Genomic DNA, 24,802 nt, shown 5'->3' with positions numbered 1-24,802 from the left:
CAAGGCTGGGCATACTTTGTGGGAGCAGCAGCGGTCACTGCAAGGTCACGGGCCTCAGGCTATCCGGCAACTGCCTGATAGCCGCCTCAATCCGTGCAATAGGGCCAGCGAGGCGGTCCGCTTCCTGGTCTTTGCCCTCACTTCTCAGGCGGTCACACTCAAGACGCAGGTCGAGCAATTTTTTCTGTAGCTTCAGGGCCGAAGTGTTGAACGGGTCCATGCTTTTCTCACGCTGTAGGCTTCCGTGCCGTTGTAGGAAAAATAGACCGTAGCAGCTCGGATTTGCTGGAGAAACTGATGTTTCATACAGGTGATTCCCAGTGCCGCGATTCTTCCTACAGCGCAGAGTAAACAATCCTACAAACTACGTTTCAATTCATGTGCTCCCGATTGCGCTCAACTTCCCGCCCCAGCTGGGTGCATTCACCCTTCGAGGGGCAGGCCACCCGGCGTGGTTGCAATCGGAGCCTTTAGTCCTTTTTGAAATCTCATGTAGCAATTGTCGCCCTGCAGGTCAGTGACCATCGGCGCAAAAGCTTCAGCAACTGACCTCATAAGCGCTGCCCGCCCCGGACGTTGAAAGTTTAAGCAATAAGCACCATGAAGAATCTGCACAGTCCATCTGATCCGCTTTTTTTCCACAAACCTGAATCTGTAACCGTATCAGCCCAAGCCTGACAATAAGCCCATTCCCGCATCAAAACTGTAGAGGTTCCAATGGGCAAGCTGGCGCTGTTCCTGGGTGGTTTTCTGCTGCTGACCATTCTGATTGGTATTCTTGGCACCATTCCGCCAAGCTGACTGCAACTGCGTTTTCCCCCCGCGGCCCGTCTATTTCAAGTGGCGGGCCCAATCCCTGAGCAATTGGCCAGTATTCTCCCTTCCTGCACTGCTGGACCAGCGGTAGGTGCAAGTCATTCTCAAGTGCAAAAGCCTCGTGTAGTCTCCCGCCGCCGCTCATTCGGGCCGGTCATTTTGCCTTGGAGTCGATACATCAATGGAATACAAGAAAGGCACTTCAGCCGTGCTGGAGTGGCGTAGCCGTTTTCTTGCTGAAGGCACACTTGATGAGCAGGTTTATGACCAGGCACTGCGCGATGCCTTGCTGTTGGAGCAGGCTGGAGTGATCAGTACGTCGGAGTGGATCGAGCTGGTCAAGCTGGCAAACACCGCGTTGCTGGTTGTGCGATAAGTCGTTCTTTGCGTTGGGAAATCTGTCCACAAAAAACGTGGGTAGGTCTGTGGATAAAGTGCTGAAAGCCAAGCCCGCTGCGGTCTCTGTTAAATTGAGCAGAAATTGAACAGTCATTTCAGGGGGCTGTTTCAGCAGGCGAGGCCGGCGCGGCGCAACGCCGTCAGCAAGTCGCGCACCCGCGCTGGCAGCTCGCCGGCAGGGTACACGGCATGCATTTGCGGGTCCTGGCCGCTGCTGGAAGTCAGGCGGTAGTGCGGGCACACGCGCACCAGCCGTCCGGCCCTGACCTGCGCTTCGCCAACCCAGGCAGCCAGGCGGGCGATGCCTGCGCCGGCCAGGGTGCTGTGGTACACCGCGTCACCTGAGTCCAGGCGCAACCTGGGCCTTGGGCGCAGGCTGGTGATCTGGCCGTCGCGGTAAAAATGCCAGGCCTTGAGGATGCGCGGGGCGGTGTGCAGGATCAATGCATGCCCTTCGAGGTCTTCCGGTTGCTGTGGCGTGCCGGCCACGGCCAGGTACGCCGGGCTGGCATACAGGTGGCGCTGGTAGGCCCACAGCGGGTAGCCGATCAGCTCGCTTGATTGCGGGAAGGCCCCACGCACCACGAAATCGAACTTGCCTTGCAGCGGGTCGAGGGTTTCGTCGCAGTACGTTATGTCCAGGGTCACCCCGGGGTGGCAGCGGGAGAACTCGGCAAGCACCTGTGGCAATACATGTTCACCCAGCAGTTGCGGTACGGCAAAGCGTATCCAGCCTTGGGCGCTGCCGCTGAGCGCGGCCAACGCGTCGGCAGCATCACGTTGCACATCCAGCAAACGTTCGGCATGGGGCAACAGGCGCTCGCCGGCTTCGGTGAGGGTTACGGCGTTGGCGTTGCGGTTGAGCAGCTTGCTGGCGGCGTTGTCTTCCAGGGTTTGTACCGCGCGGGTTACCGCACTGGGCGAGCGCCCCAGTGCACGTGCGGCGGCCACGAAGCTGCGCTTGTGGGCCACGCTGACGAACGCCTGGATTTCCCGCAACATGTCCAATGCCATTGCCTGCTCCTTGTTGCAGTTTTTGCAATATGGCATTTCAACACATGCGCGGCACTTTGATTAGCCTTGCAGGCGTCTTCACTGCCTGGAACCGCGTCATGATGGATATTGCTGTGCTTTCTGTGTTCGCCTTTGCCGCTGGGCTGATCGACGCCGCAGTGGGGGGCGGGGGGCTGATCCAGATCCCGGCCTTGTTCAACGTGCTGCCTACCGCGCAACCAGCGGCCTTGCTCGGCACCAACAAGCTGGCGTCGGTCTGTGGGACGGCCTTCGCGGCGCGCTCGTTCATTCGCAAGGTGACGCTGGATTGGGGGCTTATCGTGCCAGCGGCGCTCAGCGCCTTTGTCATGTCGTTCGCTGGGGCTGCCACGGTGTCACTGGTACCGCCCAGTGTGATGCGCCCGGCAGTGCTGGTGCTGATCGTGCTGATGGCCATCTATACCTTCTGCAAGAAGGATTTCGGCACCCTGCACAAGCCCGCGCAGATCGGCCGCAAGGAGCAATGCCTGGCGGTGCTGATCGGCGGTGCGATCGGCTTTTACGATGGCCTGTTCGGTCCAGGCACCGGCAGCTTCCTGATCTTTCTGTTCATCCGCTTCTTTGCGTTGGACTTCCTGCACGCTTCGGCCTCGGCCAAGGTGGTGAACATTGCCACCAACCTGGCGGCGCTGGTGTTCTTCGTGCCCTCGGGCAACGTGCTGTATGCCATTGCCCTGCCCATGGCTGCGTGCAATGTGCTGGGGGCTCTTACCGGCACCTGGCTGGCGGTACGCAAGGGCGCAGGCTTTGTGCGCGGGCTGTTCCTGATACTGCTGTGCGTGTTGATCGCCAAGCTATCGTGGGACTTGCTGGTTGCGTGACTCAGCCTCCTGGCGCTGTGCTTCGGCCTGCTCGACGCGGTTGCGGCCATGGGCCTTGGCCCGGTACAGCGCCTGGTCGGCACTTGCCAGCAACGCGTCCAGGCTGGGGGCCGGGATATTGGCGTCGCAGCCGGCCAGGCCGATACTCACGGTGATCTGCAGGCGCTGGTCGGCCTGCACCACGTGCAGGTCCTGTATGGCACGGCGCAGGCGTTCGGCGGTGAACTTGGCACGTTCAGGCGCAAGCCCCGGGAGGATGACGACGAACTCCTCGCCGCCCAGCCGCGCGAGCAGTTCATCGTTGTGCAACTGGTCCTGCAGGGTGCTGGCAAACTGGCGCAGCACCTGGTCCCCGACCCCGTGGCCATGGGCATCGTTGATCGACTTGAAGTGGTCGATATCCAGCATCATCAGGGTTAGCGGCAGCGCCTGGGCATGCTGCTGGCGGCTGTCCAGCAATGCGTTGGCGCGGCGGGTGAAGGCACTGCGGGTGAGCACGCCGGTAAGGTGGTCGATGGTGGCCTGATGCGCCAGGCGCGCCATCAGGCTGCGGTTGGCCTGGCTGACACAGGCCACCACCAGCGGGCCGAGCACCAGCATCGCAATGCCCAGGCGCGCCGACATCAGCGTGGTCACACCGGGCTCGCTTTGCGGCACGCTGAAGTGCATGAGGTTTTGCGCCACCGCCACAATCAAGGTACTGCCAGCGGTAAGTGTCAGCAGCGAAACCATGAACGGCGAGTAGGTCCACGCACACCACAGCAAGGCGGCAATCGGGAAGGCAATGGCACCGGGGCCGCCAAAGGCAATGCTGACCGCCAGCGAGGCCAGCAGCATCAGCAGTGGCGCCAGGCGGATGGCTTGGGCGCCACCCCGCACCAAAGCCCGCGCCGAGGGTGCTGTAAGCAGCACCGGCAGTACCAGCACGCTGGTCGAAAACTGTTCGCTGAACCAGGCGAGCCAGGTGGCACGCAGGGATTGCTCGAACCACGGTGCGGCCATGACCGCTGCCATGCTGGCCGCCACCATGGCGGCGGCGGCACAGGCGGCAAACACGCTGAGTACGCCGTGCGGGGTGCGCATGCGCCGGTGCAGCCGCGGCAAACGCGATAGCAACTGCCAGAGGGTAACCACCACGCCAAGATTGCACAGGTTGAACCACAGGGCCGGCACCCAGGCACTGCCACACAGCAGGTCGGCACCGACCATGGCCAGCCAGACCAGGCTGAAGCCGGTCAGCGTGGCCTGGCGCGGGTAGCGCAGCAGCACGCCGGCCAACACAGCATTCACTGGCCAGAACAGCGACAGCGATTCGATCGGGCGTGCCAGGATACCGCCCAGGGTGAGGGCAAAGGTCAGGCAAAACAGAACGACATAAGGCAACAAGCGCGATTGGGCTGGAAAAACCATGAACTCGACCGGCAAGCGGAAACGAAATCCAGGACAACGCCTTGAAGCACCTGGGGCAATAGCCCGCAGTGTGTTTCGTCAGGCCACTTGATGTCAATCTGCCGCGATCGGTCGAGATAATGTCAAATTGCCTTTAGTCTATAGCGCTTTTCTCATAGCCCGAAGAACCACGGCACCATCACGACGGTGACCAACATCACCAGCACGGTGAAGGGCACGCCAATTTTGACGAAATCAGCGAAGCGGTATTGCCCCGGGCCCAGCACCAGTGTGTTGACCGGGGATGACACCGGTGTCATGAACGCCGCCGATGCGGCCAGCGCCACGGTCATGGCAAACGGGTAGGGCGACATGCCCAGCTGCGCTGCGGTGCTGACAGCCACGGGTGCCATCAGTACCGCAGTGGCCGTGTTGGAAATGAACAGGCCGATCACCGCTGTAACGGCGAACAGGCAGGCAAGAATGGCACTGGGGCCGGCACCACCCAGTACGCTTACCAGCCCACCCACCGCCAAATCGATGCCACCGGTTTTCTGCAGTGCCTGGGCGAATGGCAGCATGCCGACGATCAGCACCAGGCTTTGCCAATGAATGGCTTTATAAGCGCTGTTCATGTCGATACAGCGGCCGGCCCCCATCAGCAGGCAACCGATCAGCGCCGCGATGACATTGGGCACGGCACCGCTGACCATCAGCCCGACCATTACCGCCAGGCTAAGCAATGCCTGCGGCGCGCGGGTGCGGGCTGGCGCGACCTGATCGATCTCGGCGGGCAGGCTCAATACCAGAAAGTCTTTGGGCTGGCTTTGCAACTGGCGTACCGCCTTCCACGGGCCGACCACCAGCAGGGTATCGCCAAGGCGCAGTTTTTCGTCTACCAGTTGCTCTTCGATTGCCGCCTGTTCGCGGCGCAGGCCGACCACGTTGAGGCCGAAGCGGGTGCGGAAGGCCAGTTCGAGAACGCTCTTGCCGATCAACTGCGAGCCCGGCGGCAGCGAGACCTCGGCCATGCCCAGCTCCTGGGACTGGTCGATGAAATAGGCCGCCTTGAAGTGCAGGGGCTCCAGTTGCATGGTCTGGCACAGGCTGCGCAGGTTGTCGCGGTTGGCGAACAGGTCGAGCAGCAGCACATCGCCCTGGTGCAGTACGGTGTTGGAGTCGGCGCCGATCACCCGTGTGGTGAACTTGTGCTGGCGCTCGATGCCGATCACGTTGGCGCCGTGCCGGGTGCGCAACTCCAGCTCGCCGAGGGTATGGCCGATCAGCGGTGAATCAGGGCGTATGCGCAGGCGCCGTTCACGGCCGTTGAGCTTGTAGTCCAGCACCAGGTCCAGCAGTGTCCGGCGGGTTTCCACGCGGCCGTCCTTGCGCACTTCGCCGTTCAGCCAGTGCCGGGTCAGCAGCATGTAGCCGATCCCCAGCACCAGCACCACCAGGCCGAAAGGGGTAAAGCTGAAGAAACTGAAGCCCGCTTCGCCATTGCGCACCAGCTCGCTGTGCACCACCACGTTGGGCGGTGTGGCCACCAGGCTGAGCATGCCACTGATCAGCCCGGCAAATGCCAGTGGCATCATCAGACGGCTGGGCGACAGCTGCAGGCGCGCGGCAATGCTCAGCACTACCGGGATGAAAATGGCCACCACACCGGTGGAGCTCATCATCGACCCCAGCCCGGCCACGGCCACCATCAGCAGCACCAGCAGACGTGTTTCGCTATTGCCGGCCCGCTCGCTCATCCATTCGCCGATGCGGTAGGCAATGCCGGTGCGCACCAGGCCTTCGCCGATCACGAACAGGGCGGCGATCAGTACCACGTTGGGGTCGCTGAAGCCGGCCAGGGCCTGCTCAACGGTGAGGATGCCGAGTAGGGGCAGGGCGAGGATCACCATCAGCGCGACCACGTCCATGCGTGGGCGATTGATGATGAACAGGGTAACGACGATGGCCAGCAGGCCGAGGACCCAGAGCAGATCTTGGTTCATGGGGAGGGGGTGTTCCTTCACACGGGGCACGATAGACAGTAGCAGCCAGTGTGCCAGTTCGTGATGAAGGGGGTGTTGATGTGCTGCAACAAAAAGGGCCGCTATACGGCCCTTGAGTCAGGTAATCAGTGACGGTGACGGCGGTGCTTTTTGCTGCCGCGGTTGTCGTCACCCAGGTGGTTGCCGAGGGCCCCACCGGCTGCGCCGCCCAGGCCAGCACCGACCGTGGAGCCGGTCTTGCCGCCCACCGCGCCGCCTAGCAGCGAGCCGCCAGCCGAGCCCAGGCCACCGCCGATGGCGGCTTCGGTACGATTGCCCTTGCGTGCACCTACCGCGCTGCCGGCTGCGCCGCCCACGCCAGCACCGATGGCCGCGCCGGCCTTGCCGCCGAGTTGTTGACCAACAACGTTACCCAGCACACCACCCAGGCCACCGCCAATGGCGGCAGTACCGTCGCCGGCGAAAGCGCCCTGGCACAGCAGCAGGCCGAGGGCAAGGGAAGGCAGAGTCAGACGCATGATACGAACCTCAAAGGAATCATCAGGTTAAGGTGCCGCGCAACGGGCGGCAGGTCAGGGGTGCAAAGACGCTTCAGCGGTAGTCGCGGTCACCGCGGTACTGACGATTGTCATCGTCATCGCGGTCATGCCGATGGTGGTGGCGATGGCCACGGTCGCGGTCACGCCAGCCATCGTCGTCATCATGGTAGCGATGGCTGTGACAGCCTGCGGTCAGCAGGACTGCAGCAATCAGCGAAAGGCTTGCAAGGCGGGTCATCACGATATAGGTCCTTGATCCGCAAAGGTTTACGGGGCACTTGCTGAGACTGGGAATGATCCATTTGGTTTCCCGGGCAGGCAAAAATTTGTCGCGCCAGTGATGGGCGGCGTGCTTGCAGGCTGTTGTTCTGTCCCATTCGGTCATGGTCGAGTGCGCCATGGCCCTCTAGACTGTGGGGTAAGCCGCAGCGAAGACGGCAATCTGCCACTCGGTGAATCACGATGATCGCCCACACCCCCACGTTGTTTGCCGCCGTTGCCTTGGTCGCAACTATTCTAGCTTTCTGCCTGTTGCTGGTGGGGCGTAGCAACCGCCGTGACAACCTGCTGCTAACGGGTTGCGGGCTGCTGGTGCATGCCCTGGCTTATGTCTGCTACACCGTCTATGCCCAGGCCCCGCTGTGGGTCAGCTATGGTCTGGGCAACAGCTTGCTGTCGCTGGCCCTGGCGTTCTACACCGCCAGCTTGTTCCGGGTGCGTGAGCAGGTGGTGCCCTGGCGTGTCATCTTCGTCATTCCTGCCTGCATGCTGGGGGGGCTGGTGCTGCTGCTCGATACGCTGGAGCCGCGCATGCTGCTGGCGACGCTGGTATTGATGCTGCAGTGCTCGATGATCCTTTACTGGGCGTGGCGCCATGCCGAACGGCCGGGCAGGGCCCACCTGCTGCTGCAGATCGGTGCGCTGATCAGCCTGGTCGGCCTGGGTATGCGTGTGGTGGCGGTGGCCAATGGCACGGCAGTGGAAATGCGTTATGACACCAGCAACCTCAAGCAGAGCATTTCCGTGGCAATCGGCACGGCGACGGTAATGATGTATTCGATCGGGCTGGTGCTGATGGCCAAGGAGCGTAGCGAGTCCCGCTTGCAGCACCTGGCCCTGCACGATGTGCTGACCGGCACATTCAACCGCAGGGCGATCCTGGACCGGTTTGCGGTGGAACTGGACCGTGCTCGCCAGCAACAGGCCAGCCTGGCCGTGGCAATGATCGACATCGACCATTTCAAACGCATCAACGACCTGTATGGGCACCTGGCTGGCGACGAAGTGCTGTGCCATTGCGTGCGCCAGTTGCAGCAGCGGCTGCGTCAGGGTGACAGCCTGGGCCGTTATGGTGGTGAGGAATTCCTGCTGTTGTTGCCGGGCACTGACCGCAGCGGGGCGATGGCTGCGCTGCAAGGCCTGCGCGAGGCTATTGCGCGCAGCCCGGCCCGTTTTGCCGATGACCAGATCGAACTGCGCTTCAGCGTGGGCCTGTGGTGTGGCGTACCAGGTCCCAAAGATAGCACCGCCAACCTGCTGGCCCAGGCGGATGCCGCGCTGTACCAGGCCAAGGCCGCCGGGCGCAACACGGTGCACATGGCGGCATTGATCCAGGCGGGTTGAATCAGGACGCCGGCTGGATCGCCAGTACTACACCGTTGGTGATCTGCACCAGCACGTAGTGCTCGCCCATGCGTACCCAATGGCTTTCTTTCTCGGGGGCGGGCAGGCCTTTGGCTTTCCAGTCCTTGATGGCCTGCTCGTCACGTTTGTACTGGTCCGGTGCCTTGTCGCCCACTTCAAGCGTGCGGTTGTGGGTTTCCGGGGCGGTGATGCTTTCTTCGCTGGAGGGCGCGGCGCTGACGGCCAGGGGCAGGCAGGGCAGGGCGGCAAGTAGCAGATAGTGAAGCTTCATGTGGTGCTCCTTATGGCGGCGTACCTTATCTGCGACAGCGGCATGTGCGTGACAATTCACTCGCAATGCCCGCGAGTGCTAGAGTCGCATCTTTTTCGATACCCTGAGGATGGAACATGCGTGCGATTTTGCCGATGGCCGCGGCGCTGATGCTGGTCGGTTGTGCTTCTGCGACCATGGAGACGGCCCGCGGCGGCAAGCCGACTGCGCAGCTCGATTCAAGCAAGGCGCCGGAGCTGGTGGCGCAGTGTATCCAGTTCAGCTGGCAGGAAGAGAAGGTGTTCGGCGATGATGCCAGTGGCTACCTGCAACCGCGCAAGCAGGGCGGGTTCACCGTGTATACCCGTGAGGCAGAGGCGTTTGTGGATGTCTATCCACAGGCAGGCGGGGCTCGGGTGGATTACTACGCGCAGAAAAACGACGGCGTGGCGCTGCAGCGCCGGGCAGCGGCGGCGACCTGTTTGTAAAGGCCGCAGCCTGTATTGGCTTCATCGCCGGCCTGTAGGGGCGGCCAGTGCAGTCCAGTTATTGCTCAGTGGGTGCTTTGCGGGCTTTACAATTTTTAGCAAGGCAGTGGTGTCTTAGAGGGGCAGGTGGCGGCTAGCATGAACCGTTACCACTCAAGGAAGACACCATGGACCGTTCACTGCAACTCAACCGCAGCAGTTGGGACGAACGCGCCCCGCTGCACGCTGCCTCGAAGGACTACGAAGTCGAGACTCTCGTCCAGCGCCCTGGGCACCTGTCCGAAACCGTGCGCTTCGATTTGCCTTTGCTCGGCGACATCAATGGGCTGAGGACCGTCCACCTGCAGTGCCACATTGGCACCGACACCCTATCGCTGGCGCGCCTTGGCGCCAAGGTCTGCGGCCTGGACTATTCCGCGGCTTCGCTGGCCGAGGCACGGGTACTGGCCGAGCGTTGTGCGGTGGCCATCGAGTATGTCGAGTCTGACGTCTATGCCGCCGACACGGTACTGCCGGCAGGCACGTTCGACCTGGTCTACACCGGTATCGGCGCGCTGTGCTGGTTACCCCGCATCGAGCCGTGGGCGCGTGCGGTCGCGGCGCTGCTGAAACCGGGCGGGCGGTTATTCCTGCGCGATGGGCACCCGATGCTGATGGCCGTCAATGAAGACCACCAGGACCGCCTGCAGCTCGAATACCCGTACTTCGAGCACGAAGCCCCGACGGTGTGGCACAACGACCAGACCTATGTCGAGACTGAAGAGCGCCTTGCCCACACTGAAACCCACGAATGGAACCACGGCTTGGGTGAAGTGGTTACTGCCTTGCTGGCGCATGGGCTGCAACTGACGGTGCTGGTCGAGCACCAGAGCATCCCTTGGGAGGCCCTACCGGGGCAGATGGTCAAGGGCAGCGATGGCGAGTATCGCTTGCGCGAGCAGCCTGCACGCCTGCCCCTGAGCTACAGCTTGGTGGCGGTCAAGGCCTGATCAGGAAAGGAACCCGCCGTCGACGTTGAGTGCCGTGCCAGTGGTGTAGCTGGACGCATCGCTGGCCAGGTACAACACCGCGCCGGCCATTTCCTTGGGGTCGGCTACGCGCTTGAGTGGGATCTGCTGCAGTGCGGCGTTCAGGATGGCATCGTTTTTCACCAGTGCAGAGGCAAACTTGGTGTCGGTCAGGCCCGGCAGCAGGGCGTTGCAGCGAATGCCGAACTGGGCGCACTCCTTGGCGAAGACCTTGGTCATGTTGATGACTGCCGCCTTGGTCACCGAATAGATGCCCTGGAAGTGGCCGGGGGACACACCGTTGATGGATGCCACGTTGATGATGCTGCCACCGCCATGCTCGCGCATCAGCTTGCCGGCTTCTACCGACATGAAGAAGTAACCGCGGATGTTCACGTCCACGGTCTTCTGGAAGGCATGCGGATCGGTGTCCAGCACGTTGCAGAACTGCGGGTTGGTGGCGGCGTTGTTGACCAGGATGTCCAGGCGCCCGAATTGTTCGCGGATGCCGGCGAACACCTGCTGGATCTGTTCCAGCTCTCCAATGTGGCAGGCCACCGCCGTCGCCTTGCCACCCGCCGCGATGATCGCCTCGGCCACCTGCTGGCAACCGTCGAGCTTGCGGCTGGAAACGATCACATGTGCACCTTGCTGGGCCAACAGGTGGGCGATGGCTTCGCCAATGCCGCGGCTGGCGCCGGAAACGAAGGCAATCTTGCCGTCGAGGTCGAACAGGTGGGTCTTGGACATGCTGTTTTCCTTGTTATCCGTCGTCGTGGGCGTTGCTCAGAGGCTGGACCTGGCAATGACCTGCAAGGTCATCTGCTCGAGCAAGCGGTTCATGTGGATGAATTGGGCGAAACGCTTGTCCTGGGTCTGGCCGTGGTAGTAGCGGTAGTAGATCTGCTGGACGATGCCGGCCAGGCGGAACAGGCCATAGCAATAGTAGTAATCGAAGTTGTCCAGCGTGATGCCTGCGCGTGCCGCGTAGTAATCCACGAACTGGCGGCGGGTGAGCATACCCGGCGCGTTGCTCGGCTGGCGGCGCATCAGTTGCACCGGCGCCGGGTCGTCGGCTTCGATCCAGTAGGCCAGGCTGTTGCCCAGGTCCATCAGCGGGTCGCCCAGGGTGGCCATTTCCCAGTCCAGCACACCGATGATGCGCATAGGGTTGTCGGCGTCGAGGATGACGTTGTCGAAGCGGTAATCGTTGTGCACGATGGCGGGCTTCGGGTGGTCGGCAGGCATTTTTTCGTGCAACCAGGTGGTCACCTTTTCCCAGCGCGGGGCATCCGGGGTCAGGGCTTTTTGGTAGCGGCTGGTCCAGCCCTCGATCTGGCGCTGTACATAGCCTTCCGGCTTGCCCAGGTCGGCCAGGCCACAGGCGTTGTAGTCCACCTGGTGCAACTCGACCAGGCGGTCGATAAAGCTTTTGCACAGGGCCTCGGTGCGGCTGGCGTCAAGGTTCAGCCCGGCAGGGATGTCCGAGCGCAGGATGATGCCCTTGACCCGTTCCATGACGTAGAACTCACCGCCAATCAGGCTGCTGTCGGTGCAGTGCACATACGCCTTGGGGCAGAAGGGGAAGCCGCTGTTCAACTGGTTGAGTATGCGGAACTCGCGGCCCATGTCGTGGGCCGACTTGGCCTTTTGCCCGAATGGCGGGCGGCGCAGCACAAAGTCCCGGCCCGGGTAGCTGACCAGGTAGGTGAGGTTGGAGGCCCCTCCTGGAAACTGGCTGATGCGCGGCAGGCCGTCCAGGTCGGGGATGTTGGCCTTGAGGTAAGGGTCGATGACGGCCGCGTCGAGTTCTTCGCCGGGGCGTACCTGGGTGGACTGGTCGGTGAGCGTCATGCGTTTTCCTTATTTTCGATCCCAAGGACTATTGGCTAATCTAATGGCCTGCCGGCGCTGGAACAAGCGTGCCAGGTGCCATATAGGTGAGGGTGTTGCTGGTTGATCAACTGCCCTTATGTCAACGACCAACGTGCCAGCGCAGGCTTTGGGGCAGGCAAAAAAAAACCGAAGCCGCCAAGGCTTCGGTCTTTCGATCATCCGGTGTACCCAGCCCTCAGGACGGGAACAGCTCGCTGAGCTTCATCGACAGCATCATGTCGCCTTCAACGCGCAGCTTGCCGCCCATGAAGGCCTGCATGCCATCGGTTTCACCGCTGACGATGCCCTTCAGGGTTTCGCTGTCCATCACCAGGGTGCAGTTGGCGTCCGGGTTTTCGCCTTCCTGCAGGTCGCAGGTGCCGTCTTTGACGATCAGCGCGTATTGCTTGCCTTCGTCGGTGATGTTGAAGCCGAACACCAGGTCCAGGCCGGCGGCAGCGGATGGGTTGAACTTCTCTTGCATCTTTTTGACGGCATCAGCTACGGAGGTCATGGCGCATTCCTTATAGAGTTATTTACACGTCCCCGCAGGGACACAACAAGCCGGGCTCATCGATAGGTGACAAGCTCCGGTACCTTCAACAGCTGCACATGGGCCTGGCTGTTGAAGGAGGCCAGTGCCACGTCGCGGCCGCGGAACTTCAGCTGGCTGAGCGACGTGTTGATGATTTGCCAGTTCAGCGCGAACGCCTGGCTGGGGGTAATACGGGTAACCAGGTGCAGCAGGGCGGCAATGGTGCCGCCCGAAGTGAAGATGGCGACATTGTCACCGCTGCCGGCGGTATCGAGCACGCGCTCCAGGCCACCTTGTACACGGCGAGTGAAAGCCTGCCAGCTTTCCAGGCCATCGTCCGCCTGTTCGCCCGCGTGCCAGCGCTGCACCATCAATGCGAACAGGCGCTGGAATTCGCTGCGATGCTGCGCAGCATTGCGCAGTACATGCAGGGCATCGGGCTCTTCTGGCAGCAGCCCAGGCAACAGGGCGCGGATGACGCCATCGGCATCGAACTCATTGAACGCCGCGTCGGTCTCAACAGCCGGCACCGGGCAGCCGCTGGCATGCAAGGCCTGCAGGGCCAGGCGCGCGGTATCCTGCTGGCGGCGCAGGTCGCCTGCCACGCAACGGTCCAGCCGTACACCCAACTGGGCCAGGTGCTCACCCAGCGCGTGGCTCTGGCGCACGCCCACGGGCGAGAGGACGTCGTAGTCATCAGCACCGAAAGAGGCTTGGCCATGTCGGATCAGGTAGAGGTTGCCCACGAAAGGTTCCGGCCTGTTTGGAGGTTGCTGCGAGGTTAGGATGCAGCACACGGGCTGTCAACGAAAAAACATACAAGCGTTTGAAAAGGTTGTTTGAAAGGTGTTGCCAGCGTTTACACCGGCTGGCAGCACCTTTGGCGCAGCGGTATGCTTGCAACAGTTAACGCGCCGCCTTGGCGCAGGTATTTAAGGAGTCAACGTGGAGTTTCTTGCCAACTGTCCTTGATCTCGGGTAAAGCCAAGCAGCACGGGGCTTCCACCCAAAATGTCCATCCTTACCGCTGAATCCAGTGTCACAAATCGTCCCAACGTGTCACAAATCGCAGTGCCCTACGTCTACCGTAGAGCCTCTGGGCGCTATCACCTTCGAGTTCGCCTCAAGGGCTGCCACACCTCCTGCACGATCTCGCTCAAGACCACCAATCGACCTGCTGCCATGACAACTGCCAAGCACCTGCTTCAGACCCTCAAAGCGTTCCACCTCGACAACCCAGAGGCATCTTGGGGGGAACTACGGGATAACCTTCGGGACATCGCTGAGGAAGCCTTGGGCAACCCACAAGGCGAAGCCTATGGGCTGGTCCTGTCTGAGGTCTCCGAGAACCTCGCTCAGATAGCCGAGACGATGCCCATGAGGTTAGCCCAAGCGCAGGCCGTTCTGATGGCTCAGAGGGTTCTGGAGGCTGCTCAAGGGCGGCACAGCGGAGACCTGAGAGAGCTGGTCGAGCTGCTCAATGGGGACCTGAAGGGACCTATAGGCAGTGTTAATCAAGTAGGAGATGTCGATAGTCGTGAGCCTGTGCCTGTCCCTGTCCCTATCTGTAAGTCGCTCTCCACGGACAGCTCTACGACCACATTCCAGTCCCTCTACGAAGCCTTCAAGGCTGAGCGTGGCGGGGACAAGTCGGCCAATACCTTGAAGAACTGGAAGAGCAGCACCAGCACCATCGTTGCGCACCTCAGGGACACCGATATGTCCAAGCACACAAGGGCAACCTTTGTGGGCCTTCGTGATGCTCTCTTGGCTGATGGTCGTAAGCCATCCTCTGTTAACAAGGTCATGACCCATGCCTCCACTGTCATTGGCTGGGCTGTGGCTACGGGTCTCATTGAGCGTGACTACTCCAAGAAGCTGACTATCACCAAAGGGGCGGATAGCGACCGCACAGCCTTCACTGGGGACCACCTAAAGGCTCTCCATGACTGGGCAATGGGCAACCTTGGGAACGACTGGAAAGCATCTGTCATTGCCCTTGGGGTTGCCACCGGGGCACGCATTGGAGAGATTCACCAGCTCACCGGCAGTGACATCTATGAGGATGGCGGTCACTGGGTCATGGACATCAACGACAAGGACGGGAAGACCCTCAAGAACTCATTCAGTCGTCGCACAGTGCCACTGCTGGGAATCCCAGAGGACCACCTTGAGAAACTCTCGCAGACCCAAGGGCGGTTGTTCACTCAGTCCAAGAGTGGCTTCGATCAACTCACCAATCAGATGATCCGAGACCTGCTGGGCACTAAGACCGGGGGAGGGCTGTCGTTCCACTCGTTGAGGCACTCTATGGCGTCCGATCTGAAGGCCGCTGGCGTGTCTGTGGGGATCGTCCAGGCCATCTTGGGGCACAGCTCTGGGTCACTTGCATTCGATGTCTACGGGGGCAATGCGGCTGCTTCGAGGGGCCTTATGGTCGAGGCGCTGGGGATGATTCGATAACGGGGCGCGTCTCAGGGAGCACCACAAAGACCTAAATGCCGGATTACAGAGGGCTCCTAAGCGGCTCTCCTTGAAGTGCTTGTGGAGGCGTTCCGTTTAGATATCCGTTAAAATCAAATTGCCATCAAGCCAGACTAATAGGTAAGCTGCTTGTACAGGGAAGTGAAAGCGCCTCAAAAGGTTTTTCTTAAGATGCTTCGCGCCCATGTTGAAAGAAAACTTAAGAATTGTAGGTCGATCAATGAATGCAAGGGAAATAGTTTGTGCGGCAATCCTGGTGCTCCCTGTGGTGGCGTTGGGGGGGCAGGTTGAAGATGAGTTGTATGGGCTAACTAAAAAGACAAGCTCTAACTTCTGCTTTATCACTATACAGAACGACTCTGCGAAAAGTGATGCATTAAATCATTTGAGGATTAGCCCGTCTTCAGTATGTGAGTGCACGTCAATTGAAACAGCTAACGCGATGCAAGCTAATCCGCATTATCATGCCTACCTCAGGAATCTAATTAGAAACGCCAACATTCAGCAAGGTCAGCCACCATCGTTTGAGTACAGTCCAGATCAAGATGTTGCAGTGGCGGAGTATACCAAGGTGTTTAATAATTCTTGGGTTAATTGTGTGACTCGCTTAAAAAAGAGCTGAAGCGCAAGGCTTGAGCTTAAAGCTGTTTCGTAAGTAGGTGTCGTAAAAACCCTCACTATGGCTGCACGTTCGCAGCGGCCATATGAGGACCACTATCATGACCCTGCTCACCCAACCCGGACCATTACACCGCCACGTCGATCACGAAACCGGCACCATCCTTCACATTGACCCAATCACTGGCGAGGTCATCCGCCGCAAGGACATGGTACGACCCGCAAACCTCGAAGCCCAGTATCAGGCATGGGCCGCTGAGCGTCGTGCCGATGAGTCCCTCTCTGAGGACCAACAGAAAGCCGCCAAGGGCCTGACCAACGGCACCCAAGGGCAACCCCAAGAGACCCCAAGCGATGAACCCAAGCGAGGCCGTGGACGCCCAAAGGCCACCTTCGCTAACCCTGTCGCAGCCTACATGCACCTCCTTGCGATTCCCGATCCGCTGCCATGGGTAGACGACATCATTACCGGGTCAATCATCACCAGTGCCGGAGTCACCAACGGAAAGATCAACGTCAAGGCACGAGCGGTCATCGGTGCGTTGTTCCTTTCGGAGATCACAGCGGACGCCTGTAAGACCAATGAGTATTCCTTGAGGACCGCCCAGCGAATCGCCAAGGCTGCTCGACACGCTGCCCATGGGATCGCTTCGTATGTCGAGAGACACCCAGACATCAAGGCTGAGATTGTGGCTGAGGTAGGCGCAGAGGCTCTATTCCGGGGCTTAGCGACTTAACGCCGGATAATATAAAGAAAATCTCAACGACCATCTTCAGGTCAAAGCATCGACCAGACCCAGAGGGAGAGGGGTTGTTAATTACAACTCCCCTCATCTCAAAGGGCATCTTTAAGAACACCTCAAAGGAGACCTTCCAACATGACCAGCATTGTCTGCCCAGCTAACTCACGCCTCACCGAACAAGATATGTCAGTCTTGTCTACTGTATTCCCTCGACCAGCTCGAACCCAGCTCATCGAGTTGCGTCGTGCCCTTAGTGACCATCGCTCCAACTTCAGGACCTACAAGGCTGGACAGGTCACCTTCGATATGGACGGTGTGGCCCAACGGGTCCTCGCTAAGTGCCCCCAAAAGACTCTCGACCGTTTGAATCAACTACTTGAACAAGGGTTGTGTCTTCAAGCCATCGCCTCGACTCACTTGAGGATTCCATTGAGTGGCTCTGAGGGAATCTCACTCACAACTTAAAGATGTCCGTCAAGACTGTCGTTAAAAACCCTCACTATGGGTAAGACAGGAAGACCAACAACAAAATAATTTCTCTCTGCCATTGCTGCACAGCCGTTGCCACGGTTGAACCCTTCGCAATACCGATGCCCTTCAGGCCCGCCATGTCCTGATCCGTCATCAACACCACTCAAATCAAGAACTCATTCGTCAGCCTTGGAAGGTGCCCACGCGGCTCACTCCTTGCCGTCTTGTCGTGCGCGTCTATGGCACCAAGGCTGAGCGAATGGGTCACCTCACAGGAGAACCCAAACCATGAAAATCACTATCACGAAAGTCCTGAAGAACGAAGTCACCGTGTCGGGCCAGACCCTGAACCGTGAGTACGTCGAGAACATCATGCTGCCCATGCTGGTCGCCCAATGCGGGACCGTTAAGGGCCAGCAATTCGAGATCGTTAAGGCGTTCGATGAGGCCGGTCTGTCGCTCCAAGCGATTCCTGTAGTTGCCCGAGAGTACCGCCAGCATCAGTACGAGGACGCCCAAGAGAAGGCCCGTAAACAGGCTGAGGCCAATGCCCATGCTGAGCGGTGCCGTGAGCATACGCCCCGAGAGATCGCCCAAGCGAAGGCTGATCGGGAAGCCCGAAACGCTGCCATTCGTGAGCATGGTCAGAAAATTCTGGCTGCTCGTCGTAGCAATAGCGGTGGCTGGTAACAGCACTTCCCTCGACACACACACTTCATTCATCTATTCAGGAGAATCATTATCATGAAACAACCATTCCAGTACGCCAAGCCATCGACCTACACCACCGCCATCACCGATGAGCACACTGGGTCGATTCGATTCAACACCGCCGATGTTCGACCTGAGACCCAAGCGGCCACCGATGTGTCCGTCTATGTGGAAGCCCTTGTGGAAGCCGCTGAGGACTATTTGAACGGCGATGAGTGGCGAGAGGCTGCCATGGAGGCAACCCCTTGCGAGTTCCGTCCGGCTGGCTCTGAGGCCACTGGGCAACAAATCATCACCATGGCCGACCGCTCTGTCACCTTCGACCCTCGTAAGAACTGGGATAACCAGACCGTCGAGAAGGGCGAGGTCCTGGCCGGTTCTGTGATCTTCACCGAGGCGACCGACAAGGCATTGGTCATCAGCCACCGAGCTACGATCTTTGACCACAACCTGATGGCAGGCTTCACCGTCCAGTCTATGGAGCAAACCGCTGACAAGATGCTTCGTGACATTGAGCACAGCGCAGCCGGTAAGGTCGCTGCCATCTTGGCGACTGCCCCAAGCACTGAGAGCGTCTCTGAGGCCAAACCAACGGGTAAGCCTGCTGAGATCGCTGAGGACCTCATCGACATCCTCACGACCCACGTTAACCAGACTGTAGGGACCTCGCTGAGCGACTTCGTGATCCTGCTGCCCGTGTCACTGGTGGCTGTTCTTGAGCGTGCTGCTCAACGTGCTGGTCAGGACTCTATCGAGGACCTCATTGGCGCAGGCGTACAGCCGTATACAGGCACTGACCACGGCGTCTTCATGTTGCCCAAGCTTTTCACCTCGCTGAGCTACCGTGAGCGCCAAGACGGTAGCATCTGGAAGATTGAAGCGACTCGCAACCCAAACGCCCAAGGCTGGGACCTTGAGATCGTGGCTGTGGTGGACATCATCGCCAATGGCATGGTCAAGGTAGCTCTGACCGAGGATCGTCTTCAGACCGTTCAAGTGCCGTTCCCGCTGGTCACTCGCATTGCCCTGAGCTGATCTAAGGGAAACCCTGAGCTGATCTAAGGGAAACCCTGATAGCCCCGTAAGGCCGGACCTAAAGAGGGACCGGCAGGGGCACAGCTTCACCTATCCGCATCATCGCCCGTCGCTGGGCATCTATCTAACCGAAAGTCTTTCTGTTTGTTCCTTCATGCCACCGGCAGAACCCTTGGTCGGGTCTTTCGGCTGCCGGTGGGAGCGAACTTGAGGGAGCAAACAAGAGGAAAACAGACTATGACCATGACCACCAATACAGCGACCATCTTCGAGAACATCTCCAAGGCCGGAGCGGTATCCTCAACGACTCTCAACGGCTTACCCGGTATGTCGTCCTTGGAGATCGCCGAGATCACCGGTAAGCGCCATGACCATGTACTCAGAGACATCCGAAAGATGCTCAACGAGCTGGAAAGGGAGACCCCAAATCTGGGGGCACCTCAATGGGTCGAGGCCAGCTACCAGTCCAGTCAAAGCAAGTTATTACCGCTGACCATTCTCGACAAAGAGCTGACCTTTACGCTGCTCTCCCGGTATTCCTTCAAGCTGTCCAACATGATCGTCAAGCGCTGGCTTGAACTGGAAGGCTCAGGGTTTGAACGTGTGTCGATACAGGCTGCTGTGGTTCACCTGCTCGAACGAGAGAAGGACAACTATCGAATCGCAATGAGGGACATCAAGGCCGCTGCAAGGCGTCTCAAGGCCCGCTGAGGTCGTTGATTGATACTTCCTCAAACGAAGCGTGACGGGCTATGCTCAATAGCTAAGTTGCCCACAAAAAGGTCCCGCGATGAGTGTCACACTGTGCTACACCTACAAGGGCAAACGGGTAGTCACTAAGGTGCCTGTCGAGTCTCTGACACCACATGCGGCGCTATGCTATGCCTTGCTTCAATCAGGCGCTTCTAATGACCAATCTCAAGGGAGGTGGCCGCATACCTATGAGCGCCTCCTTGAGGTAGCCCTGCAACACGAACTCACAGACGTTCGCTTTCACAAGTCACTCTAACCCTTCAAGGAGAACCCCATGGACCACCTACAGGCCCTCTACTGGGTCTGTCTGGCCGTTCAACTGGGGTTCTGGTTGTGGTCGCATAGGCCCCCTTGAGAATCCGACAGAAAAATCTGAAAGGTCACCTATTCAATCATTCCCGCGCAGGTTCCCCCGTAGGCCCTCGCATGGGTGCCCGTAGGCGCGATAGGGACCCCTCACGGGCAGGTGATAAGGACCCAGAAGAAAGCCCGAAAGGTGCGCCGCTGAGCCTGCCTCAAGTGCTTCGGAATGTCACAAGACCGTACCAAAGTGTCACAAGCCATGGTAGCGTAGCCCTTTAATTCCGGGCATTGAGGACTACTGTGGAGTTTCTTGCCGAATACGCAAGCTTTCTCGCCAAAACCGCCACCCTGGTCATCGCCATCCTCGTGGTGCTGTCGGCTATCGCCGGGTTGCGCAGCAAGGGGCGGCGCAAACCGGGTGGGCAACTGCAGGTCACCCGCCTGAACGAATTCTACAAGGACCTGCGCGAGCGCCTGGAGTCCGGCCTGCTCGACAAGGCTCAGCTCAAGGCTTTGCGCAAGCAGCAGGCCAAGGCGGAAAAACAGCAGAAGAAAGGCAAGGCCGAGGAAAAGGGCCGGGTTTTCGTGCTGGACTTCGATGGCGATATCAAAGCCTCTGCCACCGAAAGCCTGCGCAACGAAATCACCGCGCTGCTAACCCTCGCCACCCCGCGTGACGAAGTGGTGCTACGCCTGGAAAGCGGTGGTGGCCTGGTACACAGCTACGGTTTGGCGGCGTCGCAACTGGCGCGCATTCGTCAAGCGGGCATACCGCTGACAGTATGCATCGACAAAGTGGCCGCCAGCGGTGGTTACATGATGGCCTGTATCGGCGAGAAAATCATCAGTGCGCCATTTGCCGTACTGGGTTCGATCGGGGTGGTGGCGCAGCTGCCCAACGTCAACCGCCTGCTGAAAAAACACGATATCGACTTCGAAGTGCTGACCGCCGGCGAGTACAAGCGCACCCTGACCGTGTTTGGCGAGAACACTGACAAGGGCCGGGAGAAGTTCCAGGAAGACCTGGACGTTACCCACCAGTTGTTCAAGGACTTTGTTGCCCGCTATCGCCCGCAACTGCACATTGACGAAGTGGCCACAGGCGAAGTCTGGCTGGGCGTGGCAGCACTCAACCGCCAGCTGGTGGACGAACTGCAGACCAGCGACGAGTACCTTAGCGCCCGCGCGCGCAACGCCAACCTGTTCCACCTGCACTATGCCGAACGCAAGAGCCTGCAAGAGCGAATCGGCATGGCGGCGAGTGGTGCGGTGGAGAACACAGTGGTGGGCTTGTGGAGTAAACTCGGCCGCCTGCGCTAACACCTTGAACCCGTTGAAATTTTTTTTCGTTCAGGGGGTTGCAAGGTTAAAAGAATGAAGACATAATGGCGCCCATCGAAACGCAGCAAACTTTGAAAAAGGTTCAGCGTTTCAAGGAGATAGCAAAGCGCAAGCAGCTAGATCCGACCTTTGAGGCCGAGTAGCAAAGTGGTTATGCTCCGGATTGCAAATCCGTCTACGCCGGTTCGATTCCGACCTCGGCCTCCACCATTCGAAAGCCCCGCAGATTAACGTCTGCGGGGTTTTTATTTGCGCCTAAAAAAGCCGCACCGTTTCCGGATCCTGTGCCCGCTGCGCTGCGCGGTGATTGATCCGGGACTGACCCCCCCGCTGAACATCTCCATCAATCCCGCGAGCGCGTCGAAAGGCTCGACCTCTGAGATCCGCGCGACCTTGGCGCTGTTCATCCAGTGGCCGCGCTTAATCCAGATGCCGCAATTCTGGATCGTCCCGTAGCGTCGTCGATGACTTGGCCAGCCCCAGTGATCGCCTTATAAATCTGTAAACACGCCTGCGGCATCCGCAACCGGAACCCTGGCAATATCGATTTCAGATCGCGTTGGCATGAAATCCTGAACCATCAGAGCGGTGCTGCTGCTGGAGGGGGCAGCGGAAAAAATGAGCTTTTGTTCGCGGTCGGTGGTCAAGCTAGTTGGATAGGCCTAATTACAAATGAAGGGGTCTGCCAGTCCTGGTTACATCAACCACCCACCGGCGATGACGGAGAGCTATATGCGAATGAGGGGCCACGTGTACTGGGCTTGGGCTGAACCGGCGTTGCACCACCAAAGTCATGAAGAAACACTGAGTGACGGCACTCGCATTGACGTTCAGGTGAGGCGTTGCCGACCTGGCGGGACGCAGATTTTCTTGGGGGTTTATGCTTGGTCAGGGATGGCGTTGTACGAAGAGGCATTCAACTCTCGGCCTGGCGAGTCGATGACCAGGGCGCTGGCATGGGGCGTGGGCCTGGCTCGCCGCGTGGCGATTGAAGGGGTGGCAATGGGCGCCATCACCGGTTCAACCGAAAAGCAGTTGTAAAAAAATGTAACGCAGAGCTTCTGCAGTGGATTCGGTGGAACAGCTGTGTATGCTGTCCCGCCAGTCAAGAATTTGAGCTCAAGGTCCTTTCCATGCGCAATCGCGGCAAAGTCTACTGGGAGTGGGCCAATCCTGAGATGTATTTTCGGAACTACGATGAGCGCCTGACCTGCGGCACTTTAATCAACATCCAGGCGCGGCTCTCGCCTGAAAACGCTACTCAACTTTTCTTGGGTATCTATGGAGAAAAAGGCGTGCTCTTGCTTGAAGAGCTTCACCCAAACTGCTGTGGCCAAAAACCGTCTGTAGCGATTGCTTGGGCGATCGAGCGTGCTCACGGCTGGGTCGCACAGGCGTTTCCGGCGCCAAAAGCACCAGGGCCTGAACCCCTTCCCCGCAGAGGTTCGCGTCTTCACAGATAACGATGCCGGGAAAACGGAACGCTCCTCAGATCGCATCAGTCGTATCTCTATCAGACGCGCATCGAGGCGCCCAGTTGGAGAAAGTGATGAGCCTTCAGTCCACCAGTCATGACCTTTACGTGCATTCCTATCTCGGTTACCAGGCATCGATTTACGTGCTGTGGGAGTCGAGCGTTGAATTTCCAACCGGGATGTTGGTTGAAGTAGGGAAACCAGGTGCAACGGCGCGAACCCTGCGTGTGAGCCGCCCATTCTCCTCTTCGACAGAAGCCATTCTCGAAGGGAAGGTTATGGCGGAACAGTACGTGGAAAGTCAGAAAAGTTGAGTTTGGCCTGGCAGGCGCGTTCGCCGAGGTCGGTGATCGGGTGGCGCAGCGCGGTACATGCTGCACAACCCGGCTGTCCCCCAGCTAGCCGCGCCTGTGTCGCGCAGGCCCTGAGCGATTACAGCCCCGAGATCACTATCAGTTCGACGGCCCAGGCTGATCCGATGGCTGACTCATCTGTGGGCTGAAGCTTGGTATCACCATATTGCCGAGCTTGTATTGCTGATAGCTGGTGTAGGGCAGAACAAGCGTATCAGCCACGCCCGACGCAGCCATATCTACCAGAATTTGATAGGGGTCTGAATGTACTCCCGTTCTTTCAGGTCCAGTCAAGTTGCAAAACTGGTAGGCGACCCCGCTATACATCCGGGGGATAGCGGGGCAATAAGAATTCCATTCAGCCAGGTCGCCCATGGCCTTTGATTCACTGGAAACGGTGCGTACCGTCCCACAACCGCCAAGCATCATGAGCAGCGCCAATCCCGTCCACAGCTGTTTCATCAGACCATCTCCTTGGTGATGGCCGGATAATAGCGCATTAATGAATGCCCCCGCGTCGTGCGGGTTTGGCCAAGACTCGCGGTAGCGATTGCCCCCTGCTTCACCGAATCGCACAGCTCACTCTGCAGGGGGCACAGGCTTGCGCCAGACAACCTTGGTGACGCCTAAAGCTTGTATTGAATGGTGTAGGACGCATCGGTTCTGGGCTCTATCAGAATAGGTATGCCGAAGAGCTTCCCTTGGCAATCACTGACAATACCGCGATACACCGCCCCCTGCCGGAGCTGGGCCCACAAGCCTTCGTCATGTATCGCGATACGCAATACATGATTGTTCGGGTCTTCTCTAACCTGAGCAACATGGTAATCCAGGTCGCATCCGAACTCAGCACTGGTAAATTCTGGATCGTAGCCGATCAGCACTCCGTGCCTTTTCAGATCGTCACGGATACGCTCAATCACGTCGTCTGCTTCTTGTTTTAGCATGATGGTTCTCTCGCGGTGTTTCACCTTGTCAAAACTCTAGCTGACCCTGATGGTTTTCGCCGTCTATTGCCGCAATCAACGATTCCCCCTCATTCCTGACATTGCCCACCGCCTTGCCTACCGGATACCAACGAAAATCCTCAGCCGGCCTGCAACCCGCTGTAACAATTGCTGCCGCGCGCGCCGGAGATGTTGCCGGGTCCAGCCATTCTTTGGCGGTCTCCGGTTTGAGTACCAAAGGCTTTCTGTCATGTATGTCGATGAGCCCCTGGTCCGCCGCTGCGGTTATGATGACAAAGCCATCGCTCTCATTGGGCTCCATGCCCTGGTGCACTTCAGCGAGCGCTGCGAAGTAGAGCGGCCCTCCATCAGCGCTTGTGATGTAGTAAGGCTGCTTGCGCTTCGGGTCCGCGGGGTCGGCTACCCACTCGAACCATCCGTTTGCCGGCGCCAGCGCTCTGCCACCTGGCCACAGGCCTTTGAAAAATTTCCCCGTTACCACCGTTTCCGCCCGAGCATTGATCGGGTCGGGCCTTTTTCCCTTTGCCCAGAATGGCGACCATCCCCACTTGACCCGATCCACGCTGAGCGCGCCTTCTATCTGACGTATCACCTCCACCCGGGTCGACGGCGCCACGTTGTAGCGACTGATGGACGCGTGGTCGTAGCCATTGATTACCACCAGATCCAGCGATAGCTGGCGCAGGTAGTGGTCCATCGACTCGTACATCGAATACCGTCCGCACATT

30 protein-coding genes and 1 tRNA gene are annotated in these 24,802 nt (G+C 59.3%); 17 read left to right on the top strand and 14 right to left on the bottom strand.

The genetic code is table 11. From position 1 onward, the window contains the following. Positions 1 to 34: 34 nt before the first annotated feature. Positions 35 to 220: a hypothetical protein gene (locus ACK1VC_RS09715; protein WP_016487973.1), complete on the bottom strand. Its 186-nt coding sequence runs from the start codon at positions 218 to 220 to the stop codon at positions 35 to 37. Between the two features lie 777 nt (positions 221 to 997). Between ACK1VC_RS09715 and ACK1VC_RS09710 the strand changes: the two genes are divergently transcribed. Further along, positions 998 to 1,192, top strand: coding sequence for a hypothetical protein (locus tag ACK1VC_RS09710; RefSeq protein ID WP_016487972.1), 195 nt, complete (start codon positions 998 to 1,000; stop codon positions 1,190 to 1,192). A 131-nt stretch (positions 1,193 to 1,323) separates the two neighbouring features. On the opposite strand, the gene ACK1VC_RS09705 is transcribed toward ACK1VC_RS09710, so the two are convergent. Continuing rightward, positions 1,324 to 2,229 carry a LysR family transcriptional regulator gene (locus tag ACK1VC_RS09705; protein ID WP_016487971.1) on the bottom strand — a complete coding sequence of 302 codons (906 nt, stop codon included), beginning with the start codon at positions 2,227 to 2,229 and terminating at the stop codon, positions 1,324 to 1,326. Between the two features lie 98 nt (positions 2,230 to 2,327). On the opposite strand from ACK1VC_RS09705, the gene ACK1VC_RS09700 reads away from it, so the two are divergent. After that, a complete protein-coding gene (locus ACK1VC_RS09700; protein WP_060517156.1) occupies positions 2,328 to 3,089 on the top strand; it encodes a sulfite exporter TauE/SafE family protein in 762 nt (253 codons plus the stop codon). Here the strand turns inward: ACK1VC_RS09700 and ACK1VC_RS09695 are convergent. The 4 genes from ACK1VC_RS09695 to ACK1VC_RS09680 all read right to left on the bottom strand — a co-directional run bounded on the left by ACK1VC_RS09695 (position 3,063) and on the right by ACK1VC_RS09680 (position 7,258). After that, positions 3,063 to 4,514, bottom strand: a complete 1,452-nt coding sequence (locus ACK1VC_RS09695) for a GGDEF domain-containing protein (RefSeq protein ID WP_095115583.1) — start codon at positions 4,512 to 4,514, stop codon at positions 3,063 to 3,065. The genes ACK1VC_RS09700 and ACK1VC_RS09695 overlap by 27 nt on opposite strands. Positions 4,515 to 4,651: 137 nt before the next feature. Then, complete coding sequence (locus tag ACK1VC_RS09690; RefSeq protein ID WP_016487968.1) at positions 4,652 to 6,481, bottom strand: SLC13 family permease; 1,830 nt, start codon at positions 6,479 to 6,481, stop codon at positions 4,652 to 4,654. 125 nt (positions 6,482 to 6,606) lie between these two features. Further along, positions 6,607 to 6,999 carry a glycine zipper domain-containing protein gene (locus tag ACK1VC_RS09685; RefSeq protein WP_060517179.1) on the bottom strand — a complete coding sequence of 131 codons (393 nt, stop codon included), beginning with the start codon at positions 6,997 to 6,999 and terminating at the stop codon, positions 6,607 to 6,609. 73 nt (positions 7,000 to 7,072) lie between these two features. Continuing rightward, positions 7,073 to 7,258, bottom strand: a complete 186-nt coding sequence (locus ACK1VC_RS09680; protein ID WP_016487966.1) for a hypothetical protein — start codon at positions 7,256 to 7,258, stop codon at positions 7,073 to 7,075. A gap of 224 nt (positions 7,259 to 7,482) precedes the next feature. Between ACK1VC_RS09680 and ACK1VC_RS09675 the strand changes: the two genes are divergently transcribed. Continuing rightward, positions 7,483 to 8,643 (top strand): GGDEF domain-containing protein, encoded by a 1,161-nt coding sequence (locus ACK1VC_RS09675; RefSeq protein WP_016487965.1) that lies wholly within the window; start codon positions 7,483 to 7,485, stop codon positions 8,641 to 8,643. A 1-nt stretch (position 8,644) separates the two neighbouring features. Here ACK1VC_RS09675 and ACK1VC_RS09670 read toward each other — a convergent pair whose 3' ends face one another. Beyond that, on the bottom strand, positions 8,645 to 8,935 hold the full coding sequence (locus ACK1VC_RS09670; RefSeq protein ID WP_016487964.1) for an RcnB family protein: 291 nt from the start codon (positions 8,933 to 8,935) through the stop codon (positions 8,645 to 8,647). 116 nt (positions 8,936 to 9,051) lie between these two features. Between ACK1VC_RS09670 and ACK1VC_RS09665 the strand changes: the two genes are divergently transcribed. Both ACK1VC_RS09665 and ACK1VC_RS09660 read left to right on the top strand, forming a co-directional pair. After that, positions 9,052 to 9,402, top strand: coding sequence for a hypothetical protein (locus tag ACK1VC_RS09665; protein ID WP_016487963.1), 351 nt, complete (start codon positions 9,052 to 9,054; stop codon positions 9,400 to 9,402). Positions 9,403 to 9,569: 167 nt separating this feature from the next. Beyond that, the gene (locus ACK1VC_RS09660) at positions 9,570 to 10,391 is read left to right on the top strand and encodes a class I SAM-dependent methyltransferase (RefSeq protein ID WP_095115579.1); all 822 of its coding nucleotides are present in this window, start codon (positions 9,570 to 9,572) and stop codon (positions 10,389 to 10,391) included. Here the strand turns inward: ACK1VC_RS09660 and ACK1VC_RS09655 are convergent, their stop codons facing one another. The 4 genes from ACK1VC_RS09655 to ACK1VC_RS09640 form a co-directional block, all read right to left on the bottom strand. Continuing rightward, a complete protein-coding gene (locus ACK1VC_RS09655; RefSeq protein ID WP_016487961.1) occupies positions 10,392 to 11,159 on the bottom strand; it encodes an SDR family oxidoreductase in 768 nt (255 codons plus the stop codon). It lies immediately after the preceding gene. Between the two features lie 36 nt (positions 11,160 to 11,195). After that, positions 11,196 to 12,263, bottom strand: a complete 1,068-nt coding sequence (locus tag ACK1VC_RS09650) for a phosphotransferase family protein (protein WP_016487960.1) — start codon at positions 12,261 to 12,263, stop codon at positions 11,196 to 11,198. Positions 12,264 to 12,480: 217 nt separating this feature from the next. After that, positions 12,481 to 12,798, bottom strand: a complete 318-nt coding sequence (locus ACK1VC_RS09645) for an SCP2 sterol-binding domain-containing protein (RefSeq protein WP_016487959.1) — start codon at positions 12,796 to 12,798, stop codon at positions 12,481 to 12,483. Between the two features lie 56 nt (positions 12,799 to 12,854). Further along, complete coding sequence (locus tag ACK1VC_RS09640; RefSeq protein WP_016487958.1) at positions 12,855 to 13,565, bottom strand: histidine phosphatase family protein; 711 nt, start codon at positions 13,563 to 13,565, stop codon at positions 12,855 to 12,857. 436 nt (positions 13,566 to 14,001) lie between these two features. On the opposite strand from ACK1VC_RS09640, the gene ACK1VC_RS09635 reads away from it, so the two are divergent. The 12 genes from ACK1VC_RS09635 to ACK1VC_RS09580 all read left to right on the top strand — a co-directional run bounded on the left by ACK1VC_RS09635 (position 14,002) and on the right by ACK1VC_RS09580 (position 23,067). Further along, entirely contained in the window at positions 14,002 to 15,282 is a 1,281-nt protein-coding gene (locus ACK1VC_RS09635; RefSeq protein ID WP_054903458.1) for a tyrosine-type recombinase/integrase, read from the top strand. Positions 15,283 to 15,487: 205 nt separating this feature from the next. Further along, entirely contained in the window at positions 15,488 to 15,925 is a 438-nt protein-coding gene (locus tag ACK1VC_RS09630; RefSeq protein WP_135192339.1) for a hypothetical protein, read from the top strand. 97 nt (positions 15,926 to 16,022) lie between these two features. Further along, complete coding sequence (locus ACK1VC_RS09625; RefSeq protein WP_054903457.1) at positions 16,023 to 16,658, top strand: hypothetical protein; 636 nt, start codon at positions 16,023 to 16,025, stop codon at positions 16,656 to 16,658. Positions 16,659 to 17,423: 765 nt separating this feature from the next. Beyond that, positions 17,424 to 17,825: a DUF6971 family protein gene (locus ACK1VC_RS09620; protein WP_054903696.1), complete on the top strand. Its 402-nt coding sequence runs from the start codon at positions 17,424 to 17,426 to the stop codon at positions 17,823 to 17,825. A 54-nt stretch (positions 17,826 to 17,879) separates the two neighbouring features. After that, positions 17,880 to 18,881 carry a hypothetical protein gene (locus ACK1VC_RS09615; RefSeq protein WP_054903676.1) on the top strand — a complete coding sequence of 334 codons (1,002 nt, stop codon included), beginning with the start codon at positions 17,880 to 17,882 and terminating at the stop codon, positions 18,879 to 18,881. Positions 18,882 to 19,118: 237 nt separating this feature from the next. Continuing rightward, positions 19,119 to 19,592 (top strand): Rha family transcriptional regulator, encoded by a 474-nt coding sequence (locus tag ACK1VC_RS09610; protein WP_054903677.1) that lies wholly within the window; start codon positions 19,119 to 19,121, stop codon positions 19,590 to 19,592. A gap of 645 nt (positions 19,593 to 20,237) precedes the next feature. Continuing rightward, complete coding sequence (gene sohB / locus ACK1VC_RS09605; protein ID WP_016487957.1) at positions 20,238 to 21,257, top strand: protease SohB; 1,020 nt, start codon at positions 20,238 to 20,240, stop codon at positions 21,255 to 21,257. Between the two features lie 154 nt (positions 21,258 to 21,411). Then, positions 21,412 to 21,485 (top strand) — tRNA-Cys (locus ACK1VC_RS09600). A 42-nt stretch (positions 21,486 to 21,527) separates the two neighbouring features. Continuing rightward, entirely contained in the window at positions 21,528 to 21,734 is a 207-nt protein-coding gene (locus ACK1VC_RS09595) for a hypothetical protein (RefSeq protein ID WP_191086758.1), read from the top strand. Between the two features lie 276 nt (positions 21,735 to 22,010). Beyond that, positions 22,011 to 22,319, top strand: a complete 309-nt coding sequence (locus tag ACK1VC_RS09590; RefSeq protein WP_023047941.1) for a hypothetical protein — start codon at positions 22,011 to 22,013, stop codon at positions 22,317 to 22,319. Between the two features lie 92 nt (positions 22,320 to 22,411). Beyond that, the gene (locus tag ACK1VC_RS09585; protein WP_082421997.1) at positions 22,412 to 22,741 is read left to right on the top strand and encodes a hypothetical protein; all 330 of its coding nucleotides are present in this window, start codon (positions 22,412 to 22,414) and stop codon (positions 22,739 to 22,741) included. An 86-nt stretch (positions 22,742 to 22,827) separates the two neighbouring features. After that, positions 22,828 to 23,067, top strand: a complete 240-nt coding sequence (locus ACK1VC_RS09580) for a hypothetical protein (protein ID WP_016487953.1) — start codon at positions 22,828 to 22,830, stop codon at positions 23,065 to 23,067. A 138-nt stretch (positions 23,068 to 23,205) separates the two neighbouring features. On the opposite strand, the gene ACK1VC_RS09575 is transcribed toward ACK1VC_RS09580, so the two are convergent. From ACK1VC_RS09575 to ACK1VC_RS09565, 3 genes are all read right to left on the bottom strand, one after another. Continuing rightward, positions 23,206 to 23,568 (bottom strand): YceK/YidQ family lipoprotein, encoded by a 363-nt coding sequence (locus ACK1VC_RS09575; protein WP_016487952.1) that lies wholly within the window; start codon positions 23,566 to 23,568, stop codon positions 23,206 to 23,208. 164 nt (positions 23,569 to 23,732) lie between these two features. Further along, positions 23,733 to 24,053, bottom strand: a complete 321-nt coding sequence (locus ACK1VC_RS09570; RefSeq protein ID WP_016487951.1) for a hypothetical protein — start codon at positions 24,051 to 24,053, stop codon at positions 23,733 to 23,735. Between the two features lie 28 nt (positions 24,054 to 24,081). Continuing rightward, positions 24,082 to 24,801 (bottom strand): SOS response-associated peptidase, encoded by a 720-nt coding sequence (locus tag ACK1VC_RS09565; protein WP_191086757.1) that lies wholly within the window; start codon positions 24,799 to 24,801, stop codon positions 24,082 to 24,084. Between the last annotated feature and the right edge of the window lies 1 nt (position 24,802).

Source organism: Pseudomonas sp. XP2 (genome assembly GCF_053557975.1).
The sequence above is the reverse complement of the archived record's forward strand: the minus strand, read 5'-3'. Positions and strand labels throughout refer to the sequence as shown.

Bases quoted from the DNA above. Each gene is read 5' to 3' on its own strand.
- ACK1VC_RS09715 (WP_016487973.1), bottom strand. From the start codon at position 220: ATGGACCCGTTCAACACTTCGGCCCTGAAGCTACAGAAAAAATTGCTC.
- ACK1VC_RS09710 (WP_016487972.1), top strand. From the start codon at position 998: ATGGAATACAAGAAAGGCACTTCAGCCGTGCTGGAGTGGCGTAGCCGT.
- ACK1VC_RS09705 (WP_016487971.1), bottom strand. From the start codon at position 2,229: ATGGCATTGGACATGTTGCGGGAAATCCAGGCGTTCGTCAGCGTGGCC.
- ACK1VC_RS09700 (WP_060517156.1), top strand. From the start codon at position 2,328: ATGATGGATATTGCTGTGCTTTCTGTGTTCGCCTTTGCCGCTGGGCTG.
- ACK1VC_RS09690 (WP_016487968.1), bottom strand. From the start codon at position 6,481: ATGAACCAAGATCTGCTCTGGGTCCTCGGCCTGCTGGCCATCGTCGTT.
- ACK1VC_RS09685 (WP_060517179.1), bottom strand. From the start codon at position 6,999: ATGCGTCTGACTCTGCCTTCCCTTGCCCTCGGCCTGCTGCTGTGCCAG.
- ACK1VC_RS09680 (WP_016487966.1), bottom strand. From the start codon at position 7,258: ATGACCCGCCTTGCAAGCCTTTCGCTGATTGCTGCAGTCCTGCTGACC.
- ACK1VC_RS09675 (WP_016487965.1), top strand. From the start codon at position 7,483: ATGATCGCCCACACCCCCACGTTGTTTGCCGCCGTTGCCTTGGTCGCA.
- ACK1VC_RS09670 (WP_016487964.1), bottom strand. From the start codon at position 8,935: ATGAAGCTTCACTATCTGCTACTTGCCGCCCTGCCCTGCCTGCCCCTG.
- ACK1VC_RS09665 (WP_016487963.1), top strand. From the start codon at position 9,052: ATGCGTGCGATTTTGCCGATGGCCGCGGCGCTGATGCTGGTCGGTTGT.
- ACK1VC_RS09660 (WP_095115579.1), top strand. From the start codon at position 9,570: ATGGACCGTTCACTGCAACTCAACCGCAGCAGTTGGGACGAACGCGCC.
- ACK1VC_RS09655 (WP_016487961.1), bottom strand. From the start codon at position 11,159: ATGTCCAAGACCCACCTGTTCGACCTCGACGGCAAGATTGCCTTCGTT.
- ACK1VC_RS09650 (WP_016487960.1), bottom strand. From the start codon at position 12,263: ATGACGCTCACCGACCAGTCCACCCAGGTACGCCCCGGCGAAGAACTC.
- ACK1VC_RS09645 (WP_016487959.1), bottom strand. From the start codon at position 12,798: ATGACCTCCGTAGCTGATGCCGTCAAAAAGATGCAAGAGAAGTTCAAC.
- ACK1VC_RS09635 (WP_054903458.1), top strand. From the start codon at position 14,002: ATGACAACTGCCAAGCACCTGCTTCAGACCCTCAAAGCGTTCCACCTC.
- ACK1VC_RS09630 (WP_135192339.1), top strand. From the start codon at position 15,488: ATGTTGAAAGAAAACTTAAGAATTGTAGGTCGATCAATGAATGCAAGG.
- ACK1VC_RS09625 (WP_054903457.1), top strand. From the start codon at position 16,023: ATGACCCTGCTCACCCAACCCGGACCATTACACCGCCACGTCGATCAC.
- ACK1VC_RS09620 (WP_054903696.1), top strand. From the start codon at position 17,424: ATGAAAATCACTATCACGAAAGTCCTGAAGAACGAAGTCACCGTGTCG.
- ACK1VC_RS09615 (WP_054903676.1), top strand. From the start codon at position 17,880: ATGAAACAACCATTCCAGTACGCCAAGCCATCGACCTACACCACCGCC.
- ACK1VC_RS09610 (WP_054903677.1), top strand. From the start codon at position 19,119: ATGACCATGACCACCAATACAGCGACCATCTTCGAGAACATCTCCAAG.
- ACK1VC_RS09590 (WP_023047941.1), top strand. From the start codon at position 22,011: ATGCGAATGAGGGGCCACGTGTACTGGGCTTGGGCTGAACCGGCGTTG.
- ACK1VC_RS09585 (WP_082421997.1), top strand. From the start codon at position 22,412: ATGCGCAATCGCGGCAAAGTCTACTGGGAGTGGGCCAATCCTGAGATG.
- ACK1VC_RS09580 (WP_016487953.1), top strand. From the start codon at position 22,828: ATGAGCCTTCAGTCCACCAGTCATGACCTTTACGTGCATTCCTATCTC.
- ACK1VC_RS09575 (WP_016487952.1), bottom strand. From the start codon at position 23,568: ATGAAACAGCTGTGGACGGGATTGGCGCTGCTCATGATGCTTGGCGGT.
- ACK1VC_RS09570 (WP_016487951.1), bottom strand. From the start codon at position 24,053: ATGCTAAAACAAGAAGCAGACGACGTGATTGAGCGTATCCGTGACGAT.
- ACK1VC_RS09565 (WP_191086757.1), bottom strand. From the start codon at position 24,801: ATGTGCGGACGGTATTCGATGTACGAGTCGATGGACCACTACCTGCGC.